Genomic DNA, 16,678 nt, shown 5'->3' with positions numbered 1-16,678 from the left:
CCTCACTCCTGCTCACTCCCCGGCGCCGCTGCCGCCGAGGCGGCCGGATGTCTGCCGATCTCCTCGATGGAGCTGATCTCCGGGTGATGGAGGTCGAACGCCGGGGATTCGGAGCGGATCCGCGGCAGGGTGAGGAAGTTGTGCCGCGGCGGCGGGCAGGAGGTTGCCCACTCCAGCGAGCGGCCGTAGCCCCACGGGTCGTCGACGCCGACCGCCTTGCCGTACTTTGCGGTCTTCCACACGTTGTAGAAGAACGGCAGCATCGACAGTCCGAGGAGGAACGAGGAGATGGACGAGATCGTGTTCAGCAGGGTGAAGCCGTCGGCGGCGAGGTAGTCCGCGTAACGACGCGGCATGCCCTCCGCGCCGAGCCAGTGCTGCACCAGGAACGTGCCGTGGAAGCCCACGAACAGCGTCCAGAACGTGATCTTGCCGAGCCGCTCGTCCAGCATCTTGCCGGTGAACTTCGGCCACCAGAAGTGGAATCCGGCGAACATCGCGAAGACCACGGTGCCGAAGACGACGTAGTGGAAGTGCGCCACGATGAAGTAGGAGTCCGAGACGTGGAAGTCCAGCGGCGGCGAGGCCAGGATGACGCCGGTCAGACCACCGAAGAGGAACGTGACGAGAAAGCCGACGGTCCAGAGCATCGGTGTCTCGAAGGAGGCCGAACCTCCCCACATTGTGCCGATCCAGTTGAAGAACTTCACGCCGGTCGGCACCGCGATGAGGAACGTCATGAATGAGAAGAACGGCAGCAGCACACCGCCGGTGACGTACATGTGGTGCGCCCACACAGTAATGGAGAGGCCCGCGATGGCGATCGTCGCGGAGATCAGACCGACATAACCGAAGATCGGTTTGCGGCTGAAGACGGGAATGATTTCGGAGGCGATCCCGAAGAACGGCAAGGCGATGATGTACACCTCTGGATGGCCGAAGAACCAGAAGAGGTGTTGCCAGAGCAGTGCGCCGCCATTGGCCGCGTCGAATACGTGCGCACCGAACTTGCGGTCCACCTCCAGCGCGAAGAGCGCGGCGGCGAGCACCGGGAAGGCCAGCAGGACCAGCACGGCGGTCAGCAGGACGTTCCACACGAAGATCGGCATCCGGAACATCGTCATGCCGGGTGCACGCATGCAGACGATCGTGGCGATGAAGTTGACCGAACCGAGGATCGTGCCGAAGCCGGAGAAGGCCAGGCCCATGATCCACAGGTCGCCGCCGACGCCCGGCGAACGGACGGCGTCCGTGAGCGGGGAGTAGGCGAACCAGCCGAAGTCGGCCGCACCCTGGGGGGTGATGAAGCCGCTGAGGGCGATGATCGAGCCGAAGAGATACAGCCAGTACGCGAACATGTTCAGCCGCGGGAACGCCACGTCGGGCGCGCCGATCTGCAGCGGCATGATCCAGTTCGCGAATCCGGCGAACAGCGGCGTCGCAAACATCAGCAGCATGACCGTGCCGTGCATCGTGAACAACTGGTTGAACTGCTCGTTCGACAGGATCTGCGTGCCGGGGCGGGCCAGCTCGGCGCGCATGAGGAGCGCCAGCACACCGCCGATGACGAAGAACGCGAACGACGTGATGAGGTACATCGTGCCGATCGTCTTGTGATCGGTGGTCGTCGCCCATTTCACGACGATGCTGCCTGGCCGCTTCTGCTTTACCGGCAGTTCGTCCTCGTATGAATCGTCGGAATCAGCCGGTCCGACGGTGACCCTGTTCGCCACTTCAACGCTCCTTCGGCCGACGGCATACCGGCCACGCGGGAACTGTAGGCGAGAAGGTCCCGGCCGGCGAAGTGAGCCGCTGGGCATTCGGCCGATCGGAGTAGAGATCAGGGTCGCACCCAGGTCGATTGCGCTTTCATATGCCCAAGGCGGAGCGAGCAGAAGGGAATTGTTTTCCTATAAAAGGAAGTATCTCGCCAAAGCCGTTCCCGCCCACGCCGTCCGCCCCCGCGAACTGTTCGTCGGCGTGTCCGGCCGAGTACTGATGAGTCCGCGCTTTGAGGCAATCCCCGATGGTGATGCGCCGGCGGGCGCCCCTGGCTCGACCCAGGCCATGAGGGCGTCCATCGTGGCGCGCGGCACCTCGAGCGCATGGGATCCCGGGATCCTGCTCAAGGTTGGAGCCGGTTGCGGATCGGACGTTCCACCTTGGTGTACAGGCCGGGGCATGCGGCGACGGCACGCCAGGTGAACGGGCCGGCCGCCGCGCGACGGCAGGGTCAGCCGACGGGCTGGAAGAAGGGACCCTGAGCGGCTCACCGGCGCCGGGCGGCGCCGCCATGGGAGCCCTCACGCGCCCACGCGTGAATTCCCGTGGACCGTTCGATGAAGATCGCGCTTTCCGGGACCGGTAAGTTGTCTAGTCAAGCTAGCCTCCGTGACCATGAGATCCCTCCGACGAGCAGCTGGTATTGGCCTTGCGCTGCTCTACTTCATCCTGTGTTTCTGTGCACCACCTGCTGCGGCGCATGTGTCGCCGCAGCACGGCGAACTCATCATCTCCACCAAGAACGACGTCACCAGCGGGCGGCTGATCGTCCACCGTGACGTGGTGTCACCGCAGAACGCGGGGGCCTGGGCCTCGCACCTGCTGAGCACCTCCAGCTGCCCCGCCACCGGCTCCGGTGTCCCCGGAGACTCCGGCGGCGTCCCCGGCGGCGTCGTGATCGAGCTCGCGTGGAACTGCCAGGTCGACAAGCTCGACCTGAGCGCCATGCTGAAGCAGGGCGGGCTGACCCAGGTCGTCGCCGAGTTCGACGGCACCACGGCCAACGCCAACGCGCAGACCCCCGTTGTCGACGCGTCGGGTGCCCACGCGCTCCCCACCTTCCCGTGGGCAGTGGTGGCGCTCGGCATCGCGCTGGCCGCCGCGCTGCTGCTCGCGGTGTGGCAGATCCGCACCGGACGGCTCCAGCTCGCACAGCTGGCCGCCAAGGTCCGCGCCAACCGCAAGCCGGTGAAGCTGGCCACCGTCGGCGTGGTGGCGCTGTCCTGCCTGGCTCCCCAGGTGGCCGCGGCGGCCCCGCTCCTCGAGGATGCAGCGGCGACCGCCAACACGGTCACCGTCACGGGCACGGTCTTCGAGGACACCAACGGCAACGGCAAGCGCGACCCGGGCGAGGCTCCGATACCCGGGGTCGACGTCACGGACGGCGCCATCTGGACGACGACCGGCCCCGACGGCTCCTACAGCCTTGAGATCGACCCGACCCGCCGGGAGACCGACCTCATCAACATCGTCTCCCCGAACGGCTACACCCCCGCACTGCGCGAGGACTACATCCCGCAGTTCTTCCACAAGGTCCCGGAGGAGGGCGGCTCCGGCATCGACTTCGCCCTCGTCAAGGACAAGAACGCCGCCAACCCCACCGAGAAGTGGGTGATGAACTCCGACATCGAGGTCAGCAACACCACGGACGGCGCCGCCGACAGCGCGTCGAAGTGGTGGCCCAAGCAGGTCGAGGCGATGTCCGAGGTCGACGGCGCCACCATGGCGATCACGACCGGCGACAACACCGTGACCGACTACGCGGCGGAGCCGCGGCGCCAGCGCGGCTACGACATCCTGCGCAAGGGCCTGACCGAGGGCAAGCTCGGCATGCCCTTCTACCCCCTGGTCGGCAACCACGACGTCGGCGGCACCGCCACCTCCAAGGGCTATGGCGGCAGCCTGGAGTACTACCGCCGCAACCTCGGCCCGGAGTGGTACAGCTTCGACCGCAACGGCCGTCACATCGTCGTCCTTGAGGACAACTACGACGCGAGCGGCCTGAAGCCGCAACTGGACTGGCTGCGCGAGGACCTCAAGCGCCACGCCGTCGGCAAGCAGGTGCTGGTCTTCGCACACCGCTCGCTGTTCACCCAGTGGGGTCCGGGGGCCGGCATGCAGCCGACCGTCGACGAGCTGTCGAAGTACGACGTGCGGATGTTCGCCGCGGGCCACAACCAGCAGGCCGAGTACCGCCGTGGTGCCTTCAACCGCTCGGTTGAGATCAACAACCAGGGCGAGTACGGCATCGACGGTGCCCGCGCGGACTTCAAGATCCTCGACTTCAAGGGCATCTACGACGACCCGAGCACCAAGCGCAACGAGGACACCGGCTACGTCATGGGCACCCACCGCCAGTTCGACGTCCGCAACGCGGTCGCGCTGGTGAGCCCCGCGCAGGGCAGTGTGCACGGCAACAGCGCGGGAATCCCGATCGAGCTGTACACCGAGGACGCCGGGCGCACCCCGGACACGGCCTCACTGACCATCCGTGACTCACGCGGCCACACTGCGTGGCACAAGGAGCGGATGAAGTTCGGCACCAAGGTCCGCAAGACCGGTATCGAGAACTGCTACACGGCCCCCGGCGGCACCCCGGAGCCCTGCCCGGCTGCCCGGACCTCCGGGACCCGGGTCAGCGGCAACCTCCCCGGCATGCAGCCGGGCACCTACACGGCCGAGATGACTGCGGTCGACACCCGCGGCAAGGCGTGGCCCACCGTCACCAACACCTTCACGGTGGCGCCCGAAGGCAAGATCGCCGAGCCGAAGACCGGCCAGGACTGGCTGCGTCAGGGGCGCGACGAGGCGGGTCGCTCCGCCAGCGCCGACGACCCGGGCGCCGAGCTCGACCTGCAGTGGGCGGCCAACACCGGCGAGCAGTTCAACCTCAACGGTTCGGTCGTGGCGGACGGCAAGGTGATCGTCTCCTCCAGGGCGTTCGACTCGCCGCACCACATGATGCTGGCCTACGACGTCAAGTCCGGCCGCGAGATCTGGCGCACCTACCTGGACGGCGACGCCGAGTCGGCGCCGACCTACCACGACGGCAAGGTCTACCTGACCACCGCCGTCGGCCGGATCTACGCTCTGGATGCCGAGGACGGCCACGTCGTCTGGCAGGCGATCGAGGACGAGAAGCAGCACGGCGACACCGTCCGCCGGTACGGCCGGGCCGGTGGTCCGGTCACCGTCTTCGACCTGAACGCCGAGTCGCGCACCGTCGCCATCTACCAGAACTGGAGCAAGATCGAGTGCCGTGACGCCAAGTCCGGTGAACTGCTGGGCGGCTTCAACGGCGCGACGAGCTGGGGCCAGTTCCACAGCACGGCGGTCCGCCGGCCCGGCTCCGACATCGCCTACCTGCACACCGGTTCCAGCAACACGGTGGTCGCCATGGACCTCGTCGGCTGCCGCCAGCTGTGGGCGAAGGACACCAACGGCGACATCGCCAGCCACTCCTCCCCGGCCCTGACCGACCCGGCCGACGGGGACCCGCAGCTGGTGACGATGACGAACAGCGGCGTCCGCGGGCACGACCTCAGCACCGGTGCGGTGCAGTGGCAGTCCCCGCTGGGCGGCGGCAGCGGCTGCGGCGAGAGCGGCCCCGCCCCGCTGACCAGCCCCGCGATCTGGGGCACCACCGCCTACATCGCCGGCCGCGACGGCGCCGTCCGCGCCTACGAAACCACCGCGGCCGACCCGTCCAAGCCGATCTGGGAGACCAAGGTCGGCTACCAGCCCGGCAGGAGCCCCGTGGGGTGCAGCGGGGACCTCAACTCGCCCGCGATGCACGCCCTGGTCACCAAGGACCTGGTGTACGCGGGCACCCGCGACGGCCGCCTGGTCGTCCTGGACCGCGCCACCGGCAAGCTGCTGTCCGAGTACAACCTCGGCGCCGGCGTGACCTCGGCGCTTTCCGTCAGCGGTGACTGGGTCTTCGCCCTCACCGACGACGGCACGCTCCACGCACTGGCCGCCCGCCACCTGCGCGGTAACGACCACTGATCAACCGTCCGCGAGTTGCCTCCCCCGCCAGGGGAGGCAACTCGCGGCGCTCCACTCCCGACGGGACCACCACTGTGCACACCCTCCGCACCACCCGCAGCCACGCCGCCCGTCTCCTGCTGATCGGCCTGGCCGCCGCACTGGCGCTGCTCGGCGCCGCAGGCACGGCCGAGGCCCACCCCTTCGGCACACCGCCGGTCGCCCAGGTCAAGGCCGAAGGCCGCACGGTCGAGATCACCTGGTCGGCCCAGCGCAACGACCTGGATGTCCTGCACCAGGCGGCCAGGGGGGACGACGCGGCCTACCTCGGCTCGCACATCACCGTGCGTCAGCACGCGCGTGAGTGCCGGCTGGGCGCAGTGGACACCCTGCAGCTCGCGAGCAAGGGCGCCCTGATCCACTACACCTGCCCCGAACCCGTGGACACGGTCGCCCTGACCATCACCGCGCTGACCGACGTCAACCAGGCCTATCGCACGATCTCCGTGACCGAGAAGGGCGGCGGCGGCCTGCACACGGCGAACGACCCCACCCTCACCCTCGCCCTCGGCGGAGCCGGCAGCTCCGCCGCCACCTCATCCACGGGGCCGGCGACCATATGGACCACAGACCTTACGGCACTGCTGGACCACGGAGTCGTGCTGCCACTGGCCCTTCTCGTCTCCGCAGCGGTGGGCGCCTTCCATGCCTGCGCCCCTGGTCACGGGAAGTCGCTCGCGGCCGGGTACCTCGTGGGCGGCCAGGGCAGGGCACGGGACGCCGTGTGGCTCGGCGCGATCGTGGCCGTCATGCACACGGCATCGGTCGCCGTACTCGCCGTGGGCTGGTGGCTCGCCGCCCAACACGCACCGGACATCGCAGCGGTGACGAACTGGCTTCAGCTGACCGCAGCCCTGGTCGTGGTCGCCGTGGGGATCGGCCTGCTCCGGCGCCACCTGACCAACCGGAAGCACGGCCACAGCCATGGCCACCACCACGGGCATGACCACGATCACCACCACGACCACAGCCACCACATCCCGACGTCCACGTCTCTGCTCACCTGGCGCGGCATCCTCCTGCTCGGCACATCCGGCGGCCTGCTCCCTTCCCCGTCGGCGTTCCTCGTCCTCCTCAGTGGATTGCTGACCGGTCGGGTCGGCGCGGCCATCGCGATGGTGGCGGCGTTCGGTGCCGGCATGGCGCTGACCCTGACCGGCGTCGGCCTTGTGGTACTACGCGGTCGCGACGCGTTCCTCGCCCGAGCCACGACCTCGCCCGCGCTGCGTACCTGGAGCACCCGCGTCCCGCTCGTCGCTGCCTGGGCCGTCGTCATCGGCGGCACCGTGGCATCAGCAGTCGCCGCCGGCCGCGTCCTCGCATCGTGATCCAAGGCAAGGAGCGGCGGCGAGCGTCCACGTGCCTGTCCTCGGTCTCCGAGGCGGCCCCTCACCACGGGCGCTGACCCGTGTGCCCGATTCGGCTCGTCCGCGAGCGCGTGCCGGGGGACGATCGGCTGTGACGGTGCCGACGGGAACACTTGGCGGATCACATGGAGCGGGCCGAGCGGCAGGACGACGGGGCGCCGGGTCGTCTGGAGCGCAGGCATTTCCTCGCTGTTGCCGTGGCTGGTGCGTTGGCGGCCGGCTGCAGCTCCTCCGTAGCGAAGGGGCCCCGCACCGAGACCACCCCGCCCGGTGCCACCCGGTCCACCGGAGACGGTGAACGGACCCGCGCGGGAAACCCCGACTGGCGTATCCGTTCGGAGGGAACGCCCGAGGCCGTCCAGGGATACACCGACAGAGTCAGCGTGCTGCCGGGCGAGGAGTTCGGTCTGTACGTCTCCACGACCGCTTCCGGTTTCCGGGTCTCGGCTTACCGGGTCGGCTGGTACGGGGGACACCAGGCGCGCCTGGTGTGGCGTTCCCGCCGTATCGCCGGCACGGTCCAGGCCCGGCCCCGGCTGCTGGAGGTCACCCGCACCGTGCGGGCCGACTGGAAGCGCACGCTCGGCGTACGCACCGATGGCTGGCCGGAGGGTGCGTACCTGCTCCGACTGGAGGCAGACAACGGCCACCAGCGCTATGTGCCGTTGATCGTCCGTTCGGCGTCCGGCGCGGGCAGGACAGTGCTGATGCACGCGGCGTCGACCTGGCAGGCGTACAACGCCTGGGGCGGGTACAGCCTCTATCAGGGCGAGGACGGTGCGTACGGGACACGGTCGCTCGCTGTCAGCTTCGACCGGCCCTATGACCGCAGCGGCGCCGAGAAGTTCATGGTCTACGAGAGGGCGGTGGTCGTTCTCGCGGAGCGGCTGGGAATTCCCCTCGCCTACACCACGGGGGTGGACGTCCACCGCGAACCCGGCGTCCTTCACGGCGCCCGTGCGGCGCTCTCCCTGGGCCACGACGAGTACTGGAGCCCACAGCAACGGGACCACGTGACCCGGGCGCGTGACTCCGGTACCAACGTGGCCTTCCTCGGCGCCAACGCCTGCTTCCGCCGGATCAGACTGGAGCGGGGGCCCACTGGCGACGCACGCACGGTGGTCTGTTACAAAACGGACTATCGGGCAGACCCGTACCTCACTGATCATCCGGCCCTGCCGACACATGACTTCCGCCAGCCACCCGGAGCCGACCCCGAATCCTCCCTCATCGGCGTCCTTTACGAGGGCTATCCCGTCGACGCCCCGTATGTGGTCCATGCCGACGACCACTGGCTCTTCGAAGGGACCGGGGTCAGGCGCGGAGACTCCTTCGACCATCTGGTCGGGGTGGAGTACGACCGGGTCATGCCGGGGATGCCCACCCCCGCGCCGCTTGAGGTCATTGCGCACTCCCCGCTCTTTTACAAAGGCATGCCAAGCCATTCAGACTCCGCGTACTACACCGTGCCGAGCGGATCGGGCGTCTTCGCTTCCGGGACGATGCGATGGGTCGAGGCCCTCATGGCCGGAACTGGGGAGAACGGACGCAACCACGGAATGGACGCCCGCACCGGGCGGTTCGTCACCCGCACGACGGAGAACCTGATCCGAGCGTTCGCGGCGGGCCCGTGCGGCAGGAACAGGCCGAAGCCCCGGAGCAATGCGAGCACCCTCTACCCGCCGCCGCCACCGTGAACTTCTCCGCCGTCTCCGATGGCGTTCCGCAGACGTTCGTCGTCCTCCGCATCCGGGCCATGGTGCCGAACGAGCGGCCCCAGCGAGAGCAGGGAGGCACCGGCCGTGACGATGGGGCGCACACCGATACGGGTGCCGAGGGCGCAGGCGAGCAGTGCGGCCACTGGCCGGGACAGGGTCCGAGCGCCCCGTCCGGATACTTCCCCTGCGGTCTCCGACTGGCCGGGACAGGGTCCGAGCGCCCCGTCCGGATACTTCCCCTGCGGTCTCCGACGCCGCCGAGAACGTCATCGGGGCTATCCGGCCTGCGCAGGCCCAGCTCTCGAACCGCCATGAACTGACCCGCTGGGCGACCGCCTGCCGACTCGTCCGGGGAGGGCAGCGCACCGGCGCGTCGGAGCCCCCGCGCGCAGGGAGACCGGGCCGGGAGGACACGGGCCGATAGTTTCTCGCGTCAACACGGCGTTCCCCGGACTGTCGCGTTCGACGTAAAAAGGTGGAAAAGCGGGTAACCAGTGCAGTGCGTACGGCATCCTCCCAGGCGTGATGAGCCTGACCGGGACACCTTTCTCCCTGACCACGATCGCGCTGGCCGTGGTCACTGTGCTGCTGCCCCTGCTGCTGTGGAGCCGGGTACGCGGCCCCGCCCTGGCGCGCGGCGCGTTGCGCCTGGCGATGGTCGTACTCGCGCAGGCGTCGGCCGTGCTGAGCGTCTTCGTGATGGTCAACAACGCCAACGGCCTGTACGACAGCTGGGCCGACCTGCTTGGCACCGGACAACACATCGTCGCCGCGCCGGACCTCGGGCGCGACGGACTCGGGGACCACAAACGACCGGCGAACGAGCCGAAGGTCCTCCAGGACTTCAGTCCGGTGCATGACGCCCGCATGGGCCCGGGCGTCCGCGTGACCCGGCTGAGCGGTCGGGTGTCGGGGGTGCGTGGCGAGGTGTACGTCTGGCTGCCGCCTCAGTACAACCAGCCGGCCTTCCGGAACCGGAAGTTCCCCGTGGTCGAGCTCCTCGGCGGCTTCCCCGGATCGGCGAAGGCGTGGTTCAGCGGCTTGCGGGTGCAGTCGCAGCTGGAGGCCGGGATGCGGAGGGGGGAGATCGCCCCGTTCATCCTCGTGGAGCCGCGCACCAATCTGCTGGCCGGCCAGGACACCGGGTGCGCCAACGTGCCGGGTGTCGTGGACGCCGAATCCTGGCTGAGTGTGGACGTCCGGCAGATGGTGACCGACACCTTCCGCGCGCAGAGCCGTGCGAGAGGCTGGGCGGTGGCCGGGTTTTCGGCCGGGGCGCACTGCGCCGTGAAGATGGCGCTCGCCCACCCCGACCGGTACCGGGCCGCCGTGGGCCTCTCCGGCTACAACGACCCGGCCGCCGAGCGGGTCTCCCTCACGGGCGCGGACCCGAAGCTGCGGCGGGTCAACAATCCGCTGTGGATCCTGCGCCACGCCACCACACCGCCGCGCGTCGCGCTGTACCTCTCGGGCCGGCGCAACGACGGCTACCGTGACGGCCTCGCGCTGCGACAGGCGGCAGCGCCCCCGACGCGGGTGGTCGTGGTCGAGGCGCGCGGGCCGCACACTCTCAGAGTGTGGAAACGCCAAGTGCCGCAGGTGTTCCGCTGGCTGACGGCCGAAATGACGTCCCCACGCGGGTCGGGCAGCTCCCGCGAGGCGCATCCGATCGATGGGGTCGAGCCGGACCGGGGTGCCCCGGTGCGGAGCGTGGATCATCTGCGGTGAGGACGCCGTCGTGGGCTGCGGTCAGCTCGGTGAGTGCCGCCGCGACGACGGAGATCCAGCACTGTTGGAGTGAACCTGCGAGCCGAGACGGGGCACAGCTCGGCGCGCTGCCGCTCGTCGGCCCCGAAGAGCAGGACGCGTGAGGGGCGCGCCGTGTCGGCCGCCGTCAGCGGCGGGTGTGTCGCAGCCGACGGCCGCGGAGGACGGCCCCTGCGCCGACGGCCAGGGACACTCCCGCGAAACCAGCGAGAGCGGCCTTGGCGCGGACGCCATTCGCGGTCCCGGCGAGCGCTCGGGACGGCCGGGCCGAGGAAGGAGCCCCGGCCGCCTGGAGGATCAGGTCGGCCACCGCCGCGGGATGTGCGATCAAGGACACGTGGGAGGAGTTGATCTCCACCGTGTGCGAACCGGCGCGCCTCGCCTGGAAGCGTTCCTGATCCGGGCTGATGGTCTTGTCCTGCCGGCCGACGAGCGCCCAGGACGGGATGTGCTTCCAGGCCGCGACCTTGGCCTTCTCGGAGAACGCGGTCGTAGCGGCAGGCCGCTGGGTGGCTCCCAGCAGATTCGCCTCGCTCACCGGCAGGTCGGCGGCGAAGACCTGGTGAACCTTGTCGCGCTTGAGGTACAGGTCGGTCCCGCTGCGGCCACTCTCCCGGAACGGGACGGACCTGGTGGCGGTGCCCAGTTCACTGGGGAACCGCGCGGCCAGCGACATGCTGCTCTCGCCCACGTCGGGCATCAGCGCCGACACGTACACGAGCGACTTCACCCCGGGGTTGTCGGCCGCGGCCGAGCTGATCACAGCGCCGCCGTAGGAGTGGCCCACAAGGACGACCGGGCCCTTGATGCTGTCGAGTACCGAGGCGATGTAGGCCGAGTCGTTGTACAGGCCGCGCAGCGGGTTGGCGGGCGCGATGACGGTGCAGCCGCTGCGCTCGAGGCGTGAAATGACCCCGTTCCAGCTGGAGCCGTCCGCGAACGCGCCGTGCACCAGGACCACGGTGGGTTTCGTGACGGTGGTGTCGCCTTCCGCGGCAGCCGGAGCCGCCGCGGACGCGCACAGGGCCAGTGCACATCCGGCGACGGTGACGTGCGCGCGCAGTATTCGACGCCGTGTGCCGGAGATCGCCCATGCGGTCATCCTGTTCTCGCTTCCCTTGAGGCCAACAGCACCTCAGCGTTCACCCATTGGCGTCGCCGGGCCCGGCAGCACAGTCCGACAGGGCGAAAGGGGCGGGGCATCGGAGTGAAGGGCCGGCCTCGCCAGGCATGCCAGGACCTGCTCCCCAGGGCGGAGCACCGGTTGTCGGTCAACGCCGCACTCAGGAAGCGCTCGGCCTACCACCCGACGTGCTCGCCACCTGGGCTCCCGCCCGTATCGTCACCACCACCTCGATCGTGCGGGCCTACAGGCCGGACCAGCACCACCGCGTCCCTGGCGAGCCACAACTGCGCGCTCAGCCGGCAGCAGCGCCGAACCACCTGGGCAGCTGGCTGAGCAGACCCCGCTGATCGTCACCGACCCACGCCACGTGGCCGTCCGGCCGCAGCAGCGCCGCGGGTACGTCCAGTTCCTCGCTGACGTCGACGACGTGGTCGACCCGATCTGCCCAGCCCGCCACCGAGAGCCGACCGGTCTGGTCGAGCAGGAGCCCGCGGCCGCCGTGCATCAGCTCGTAGAGGCGCCCTTGTTTCAGTCCCACGTCCCGCGGCCGCCGGCCGAGCAGTGTGTGGCCCTCGCCGAAGTCGTAGCGGACGCCGATCGCGGTGATCTTCTCGATCAGGTACCGATTCACGTCCTCGAAGTCCATCAGCTCCGACAGCATGCGGTGCACTGCCTGGGGACCCGGCTCGGGGGACAGCAGCTCGGTCTGCGCTCGGGTGTTGTCCAGCACGTCGGCGGCCACCGGGTGCCGTTCGGTGTGGTAGCTGTCCAGCAGCCCCTCCGGTGCCCAGCCACCCACCTCGGCGGCAAGTTTCCAGCCCAGGTTGAACGCGTCCTGGATGCCGAGGTTCAGGCCCTGCCCGCCCATCGGTGGGTGGGTGTGCGCCGCGTCACCGGCCAGCAGCACCCGGCCGACCCGGTAGCGCTCGGCCAGCCGGGTGGCGTCGCCGAAGCGGGACAGGAAGCGCGGTGAGTGCACGCCGAAATCGGTGCCGGCGATCTCCCGCAGCCGTTGTGTGAACTCTTCCAGGGTCGGCGGCACCCTGCAGTCCTCGGCCACTTCCTCGGCGCGCACGACGAAGCGGTACACCCCGTCCTCATGGGGCGCGGGGCCGAACCGCAGGCGCGTTGTGCGGAGCTTGGCCGCCACCGCGTCCAGCGTCTCCGGCGGGACGGCCACCTCCATCTCGCCCAGCAGCCACTCGACTCCGGCTGGCTCACCGGGGAAGCCGACGCCGAGCAGCTTGCGCACCGTGCTGCGGCCGCCGTCGCAGCCGACGAGGTAACGCGAGCGCAGCCCGGTGCCGTCGGCCAGCTGGGCGGTCACCCCGTGTTCGTCCTGGCTCAGCCCGACCAGTGCGCAGCCGCGCCGGAGCTCGGCGCCGAGCTCGACGGCGCGCTCGGTCAGCAGGCGCCCGGTGACGGTCTGCGGGATGCCGAGGATGTAGGAATGGGCGGTGTCCAGCCGGTCCGGCGGCGGCTTTCGGATGCCGGCGAAGAGACCACCAATCGGGTACTGCTTGCCGAGTGCGAGGAACCGCTCCAGAAGACCACGCTGGTCCATCACCTCGATACTGCGCACGTGCAGGCCGAGCGCACGAACCTGCCTGGTTGGCTCCGCGTCAGTCTCCAGCACGACCACATGCACGCCGTGCAGCCGCAACTCGCAGGCCAGCATCAAGCCGGTCGGCCCGCCGCCGGCAACGATCACGTCAATCATGAAAACCCCATTCACCAAGGTTGCATTTCGCCAGCTGCTCCACGCAGTCCGGCGGCGCGCACCCGCACCTCTGACGCCGAGCGCCGGCGACCGCACGGCGAGTCCCACCGACGGTTCGACGTCCCGTGCGACCCATACGCCGCCAAAAGCGCACGTATTTCGCGAAACCCTGATTTGCGCAGGTTCTGGCTTCGGCTGGAGATTCTGCAGCACGACCCGGGTCTTGCCGCAAGGCCCCCGGTGCGCTATATGTTGAGAGTGGCAAGGAGTGGGCAACCTCCTTGCCTTTGCTTTTTCGTCCGCTGTGGACACCGCACTCCCGCGGCAGCTGTGGGCGCGACGTGGGTGAACCGCGTCGGCGTGCAAGCGCCAACGAGCTCGCCGACATCACCTTGGGCGGCACGGGGCCCAGCCTCAATTCCTGTCGAGCACAGCGCCCTGCACGGCAGAGAGTCTTCTTCACGTGTGTGTGCCCAGGCGCCCACGCTCATACATGCTGAAGAGAAGGGCCAGCGAAGGAACGATCAGGACCACAGCAGCACATGCGACGCCGACAAGAACCCAGAGCGTCGAGTCCGGTGCGGCTGCGTCCGCAATCGGCACATGCGTCCCCAGCAGGTAGGGATACTGCGCCACCCCCCAGCCCGCCACGACAGCGGCCACCGCAACCGCTGCTGTCCCGCGCAAGCCGCGGGACCTTCCGGCTCCCAGCAGGAGAAGGCTGGTTACTCCGCTCAGTGCCGCCACAATCATCAGCGGCAGACCGCGGTGACTGAGCTGATCGAAGAGCCGGGGCGAATCCGACCGCAGAACCAGAACACCTGCCAGGCTGACCGCGCCTGTGACAGCGGCGACAACCAGTGCGCGCCGACGGAAGTACGTTTCAAGCCGCGCACTCTGCTGCTTCCTGGCAGCCTGTGTCAGATAGACAGCGGCCAGAAAGGCGCATACGAGTACCGCCAGAACCCCGCCGAGAACTGAGGTGGGATTGATCCAAGAGCTCACCGCGTTCCCGTTCCCCTGTGACGGAACCCTGCCTGACGCGATGGCCCCGGCCACACTGCCGAAACAGTAGGGCGTCAGGACCGAGGAGACAGCAAAAATCACTCCATAGACCCGCTGTTCAGCGGTACGCAAGGAGACTTTCCGGAAGGCGAACCCCGAGCCCCGTAGAACGATTCCCAGTGCCGCGAACGCGAGAGGAAGATAGAGCGTCGAAGTGATCGCGGTGAACGCTGCGGGGAAACCGGTCCATAGAATGACCAAGCAGTAGATGAGCCACGTGTGATTTGCCTCCCATACCGGGCCGATCGACACGTCGATCAAGTGTCGGGGCTGCCTGCCGCGGTCTGCCTGGCCAGCTGTCAGATCCCAGAAACCCGCACCGAAATCGGCGCCGCCGAACAACGCATACGCGATGACGCCGGCGAACATGATGAGTGCGACCGCATTGCTCATGATTGGCGCTCTTCTCCGGCGCGGGCCTCGGCGAATGGCTTGGAAGGACCGTAGGGAACGTTGACGGACGCATCGCCTTCCTCTCTCCAGCGCCGCTTCATGGAGCGCAGAACCAACAGGACGCCACTTCCGACGGCCAGGTAGAGGGCCAGGACAACGGCGAAGAAGAACCAGAGGTTTCCTTGCGTGGTCACGGCATCCCGGGTGAGCAAATACCCGACTACAGTCCACGGCTGTCGGCCGACCTCAGTGACTACCCAACCGCTTTCGAGCGAGACAAGGGCAACGATCCCGCTGAGCGCGGCGCCACGCAAAAACCAGCGGTTTTGGGGTACTTCATGCCGCCGCCACCACAGCCACCCGAACCACACCGCCAGGCCGAGCAGTACGAACGAAGTGCCCACCATCACGTCGAACGCCAGATGCACGATGCTGACGCCGCGGTCGGTCGGCCGAACGGCTTCAGGAATCGCGTCGAGCCCATGGATCTCCGTTGACGGTCTGAAGCCGGCCAGCAGGGATGCCATGTCAGGGATCTGGAGCCCGTACTTCACCCGGCCATCGACGAGGATCCCGCCCATTGTCTCCGGCACGTGAGTCCCAGTAGTCGGGAGCATTTCGATTGCCGCGAACTTTGCCGGCTCCTTGGTGAACACCTGCCGGGCCACCAGGTCGCCAACGAAGATCTGCACGGGCAGCGCGACAGCCGCCACCAGGAAACCGGTGAGGAAACCGACACGGTGGTAGTGGTCACGCCGCCCCCTCAGCATGCCGACCGCATACACGCCCGCCACCATGAAGCCCGCCACGATGTATGCCGCAAGCAGCATGTGGACCGTTTCGAACCAGAAGGCTCCATTGAAGAACACCGCGACCGGCTCCACTTCCACCACATGTCCGTTCCGCACGGTGATGCCGCCGGGCTGGTTCATCCAGCTGTTCGCAGCGACGACGGCCGCAGCTCCGCCGATGCTGGACAGTGCGACCGGCACACCGGTCCAGAAGTGGACCCACGGCGGCAGTCTCTTCCAGCCGTAGATGTAGATCGATACAAAAATCGCCTCGAGGAAGAAGAAGATCCCCTCGATGGCGAAGGGGAAGCCGAAAGCGGCGCCGTACCTGCCCATCAGGCCCGGCCACAGGATGCCAAGCTCGAACGTCAGTACGGTGCCGGTCACGGCGCCCACAGCGAAGAGAACCGCAGCGACCTTCGACCAGCGCTGAGCGAGGAGAAGGGCGTCATGGTCGCCGTGGCGCAGTCCGCGGTAGTTCGCGATCAGCATGAGGGAGGTCAGAGCTACACCAAATGGCACAAGAATGATGTGGAAGCCGAGGGTGAAGGCCATCTGCTCACGTGCGGGAAGCAGTTGTGGCGGATCACCCGCCGAGGCCAAGGCGTGCAAGGTGAGCGGGCAAGGGACAAAAGGGGACAGCATCCCCGCATGGTTCTGGCGCAGAGACGACGCTGGTGTCGTCCGACACGGGTAGTGCGGACACTCCACCCGGTCGGCCCAGGGGGTGGGGTCCGGCCACGTCACGTCCGTTGGCGGTCTACGACTGATGCGGCGCCGCTACGTCACCTCGCCGCGTTGTCGGAACGTCCGCATACATCCCGCATGCGAACGCCCCTCGGCCTTGCGATGCACCGCATCCGACGCCGCGCGCTGCCCCGCCAGGGATGACGGGACAACCC

At 68.5% G+C, this 16,678-nt stretch carries 9 protein-coding genes; 4 read left to right on the top strand and 5 right to left on the bottom strand.

Annotated elements, in window-relative coordinates; genetic code table 11:
- Positions 1-2: 2 nt before the first annotated feature.
- A complete protein-coding gene (ctaD, locus tag ACIBB8_RS21090; RefSeq protein WP_398954231.1) occupies positions 3-1,733 on the bottom strand; it encodes a cytochrome c oxidase subunit I in 1,731 nt (576 codons plus the stop codon).
- 664 nt (positions 1,734-2,397) lie between these two features.
- On the opposite strand from ctaD, the gene ACIBB8_RS21085 reads away from it, so the two are divergent.
- The 4 genes from ACIBB8_RS21085 to ACIBB8_RS21070 all read left to right on the top strand — a co-directional run bounded on the left by ACIBB8_RS21085 (position 2,398) and on the right by ACIBB8_RS21070 (position 10,642).
- Entirely contained in the window at positions 2,398-5,790 is a 3,393-nt protein-coding gene (locus ACIBB8_RS21085) for a PQQ-binding-like beta-propeller repeat protein (protein WP_398954229.1), read from the top strand.
- A 74-nt stretch (positions 5,791-5,864) separates the two neighbouring features.
- The gene (locus ACIBB8_RS21080) at positions 5,865-7,157 is read left to right on the top strand and encodes a hypothetical protein (RefSeq protein ID WP_398954227.1); all 1,293 of its coding nucleotides are present in this window, start codon (positions 5,865-5,867) and stop codon (positions 7,155-7,157) included.
- Positions 7,158-7,321: 164 nt separating this feature from the next.
- Positions 7,322-8,893: a N,N-dimethylformamidase beta subunit family domain-containing protein gene (locus ACIBB8_RS21075; RefSeq protein ID WP_398954361.1), complete on the top strand. Its 1,572-nt coding sequence runs from the start codon at positions 7,322-7,324 to the stop codon at positions 8,891-8,893.
- A gap of 546 nt (positions 8,894-9,439) precedes the next feature.
- Positions 9,440-10,642, top strand: coding sequence for an alpha/beta hydrolase (locus ACIBB8_RS21070; protein ID WP_398954359.1), 1,203 nt, complete (start codon positions 9,440-9,442; stop codon positions 10,640-10,642).
- A 166-nt stretch (positions 10,643-10,808) separates the two neighbouring features.
- Here the strand turns inward: ACIBB8_RS21070 and ACIBB8_RS21065 are convergent, their stop codons facing one another.
- The 4 genes from ACIBB8_RS21065 to ACIBB8_RS21050 form a co-directional block, all read right to left on the bottom strand.
- Positions 10,809-11,783 carry an alpha/beta fold hydrolase gene (locus ACIBB8_RS21065; RefSeq protein ID WP_398954224.1) on the bottom strand — a complete coding sequence of 325 codons (975 nt, stop codon included), beginning with the start codon at positions 11,781-11,783 and terminating at the stop codon, positions 10,809-10,811.
- Between the two features lie 316 nt (positions 11,784-12,099).
- The gene (gene rox / locus ACIBB8_RS21060; protein WP_398954222.1) at positions 12,100-13,527 is read right to left on the bottom strand and encodes a rifampin monooxygenase; all 1,428 of its coding nucleotides are present in this window, start codon (positions 13,525-13,527) and stop codon (positions 12,100-12,102) included.
- Between the two features lie 459 nt (positions 13,528-13,986).
- A complete protein-coding gene (locus tag ACIBB8_RS21055) occupies positions 13,987-14,985 on the bottom strand; it encodes a cytochrome d ubiquinol oxidase subunit II (RefSeq protein WP_398954220.1) in 999 nt (332 codons plus the stop codon).
- Complete coding sequence (locus ACIBB8_RS21050) at positions 14,982-16,421, bottom strand: cytochrome ubiquinol oxidase subunit I (RefSeq protein ID WP_398954218.1); 1,440 nt, start codon at positions 16,419-16,421, stop codon at positions 14,982-14,984. Before ACIBB8_RS21050 ends, ACIBB8_RS21055 begins: the two co-directional genes overlap by 4 nt.
- Positions 16,422-16,678: the final 257 nt, after the last annotated feature.

This window comes from Streptomyces sp. NPDC051286, from assembly GCF_044455345.1.
In the GTDB taxonomy this organism is placed as follows: Bacteria; Actinomycetota; Actinomycetes; order Streptomycetales; family Streptomycetaceae; genus Streptomyces.
This window is presented reverse-complemented; position numbering and strand designations above follow the sequence as displayed.

Bases quoted from the DNA above. Each gene is read 5' to 3' on its own strand.
- ACIBB8_RS21070 (WP_398954359.1), top strand. From the start codon at position 9,440: ATGAGCCTGACCGGGACACCTTTCTCCCTGACCACGATCGCGCTGGCC.
- ACIBB8_RS21050 (WP_398954218.1), bottom strand. From the start codon at position 16,421: ATGCTGTCCCCTTTTGTCCCTTGCCCGCTCACCTTGCACGCCTTGGCC.
- ACIBB8_RS21075 (WP_398954361.1), top strand. From the start codon at position 7,322: ATGGAGCGGGCCGAGCGGCAGGACGACGGGGCGCCGGGTCGTCTGGAG.
- rox (WP_398954222.1), bottom strand. From the start codon at position 13,527: ATGATTGACGTGATCGTTGCCGGCGGCGGGCCGACCGGCTTGATGCTG.
- ACIBB8_RS21065 (WP_398954224.1), bottom strand. From the start codon at position 11,783: ATGACCGCATGGGCGATCTCCGGCACACGGCGTCGAATACTGCGCGCG.
- ACIBB8_RS21055 (WP_398954220.1), bottom strand. From the start codon at position 14,985: ATGAGCAATGCGGTCGCACTCATCATGTTCGCCGGCGTCATCGCGTAT.
- ACIBB8_RS21085 (WP_398954229.1), top strand. From the start codon at position 2,398: ATGAGATCCCTCCGACGAGCAGCTGGTATTGGCCTTGCGCTGCTCTAC.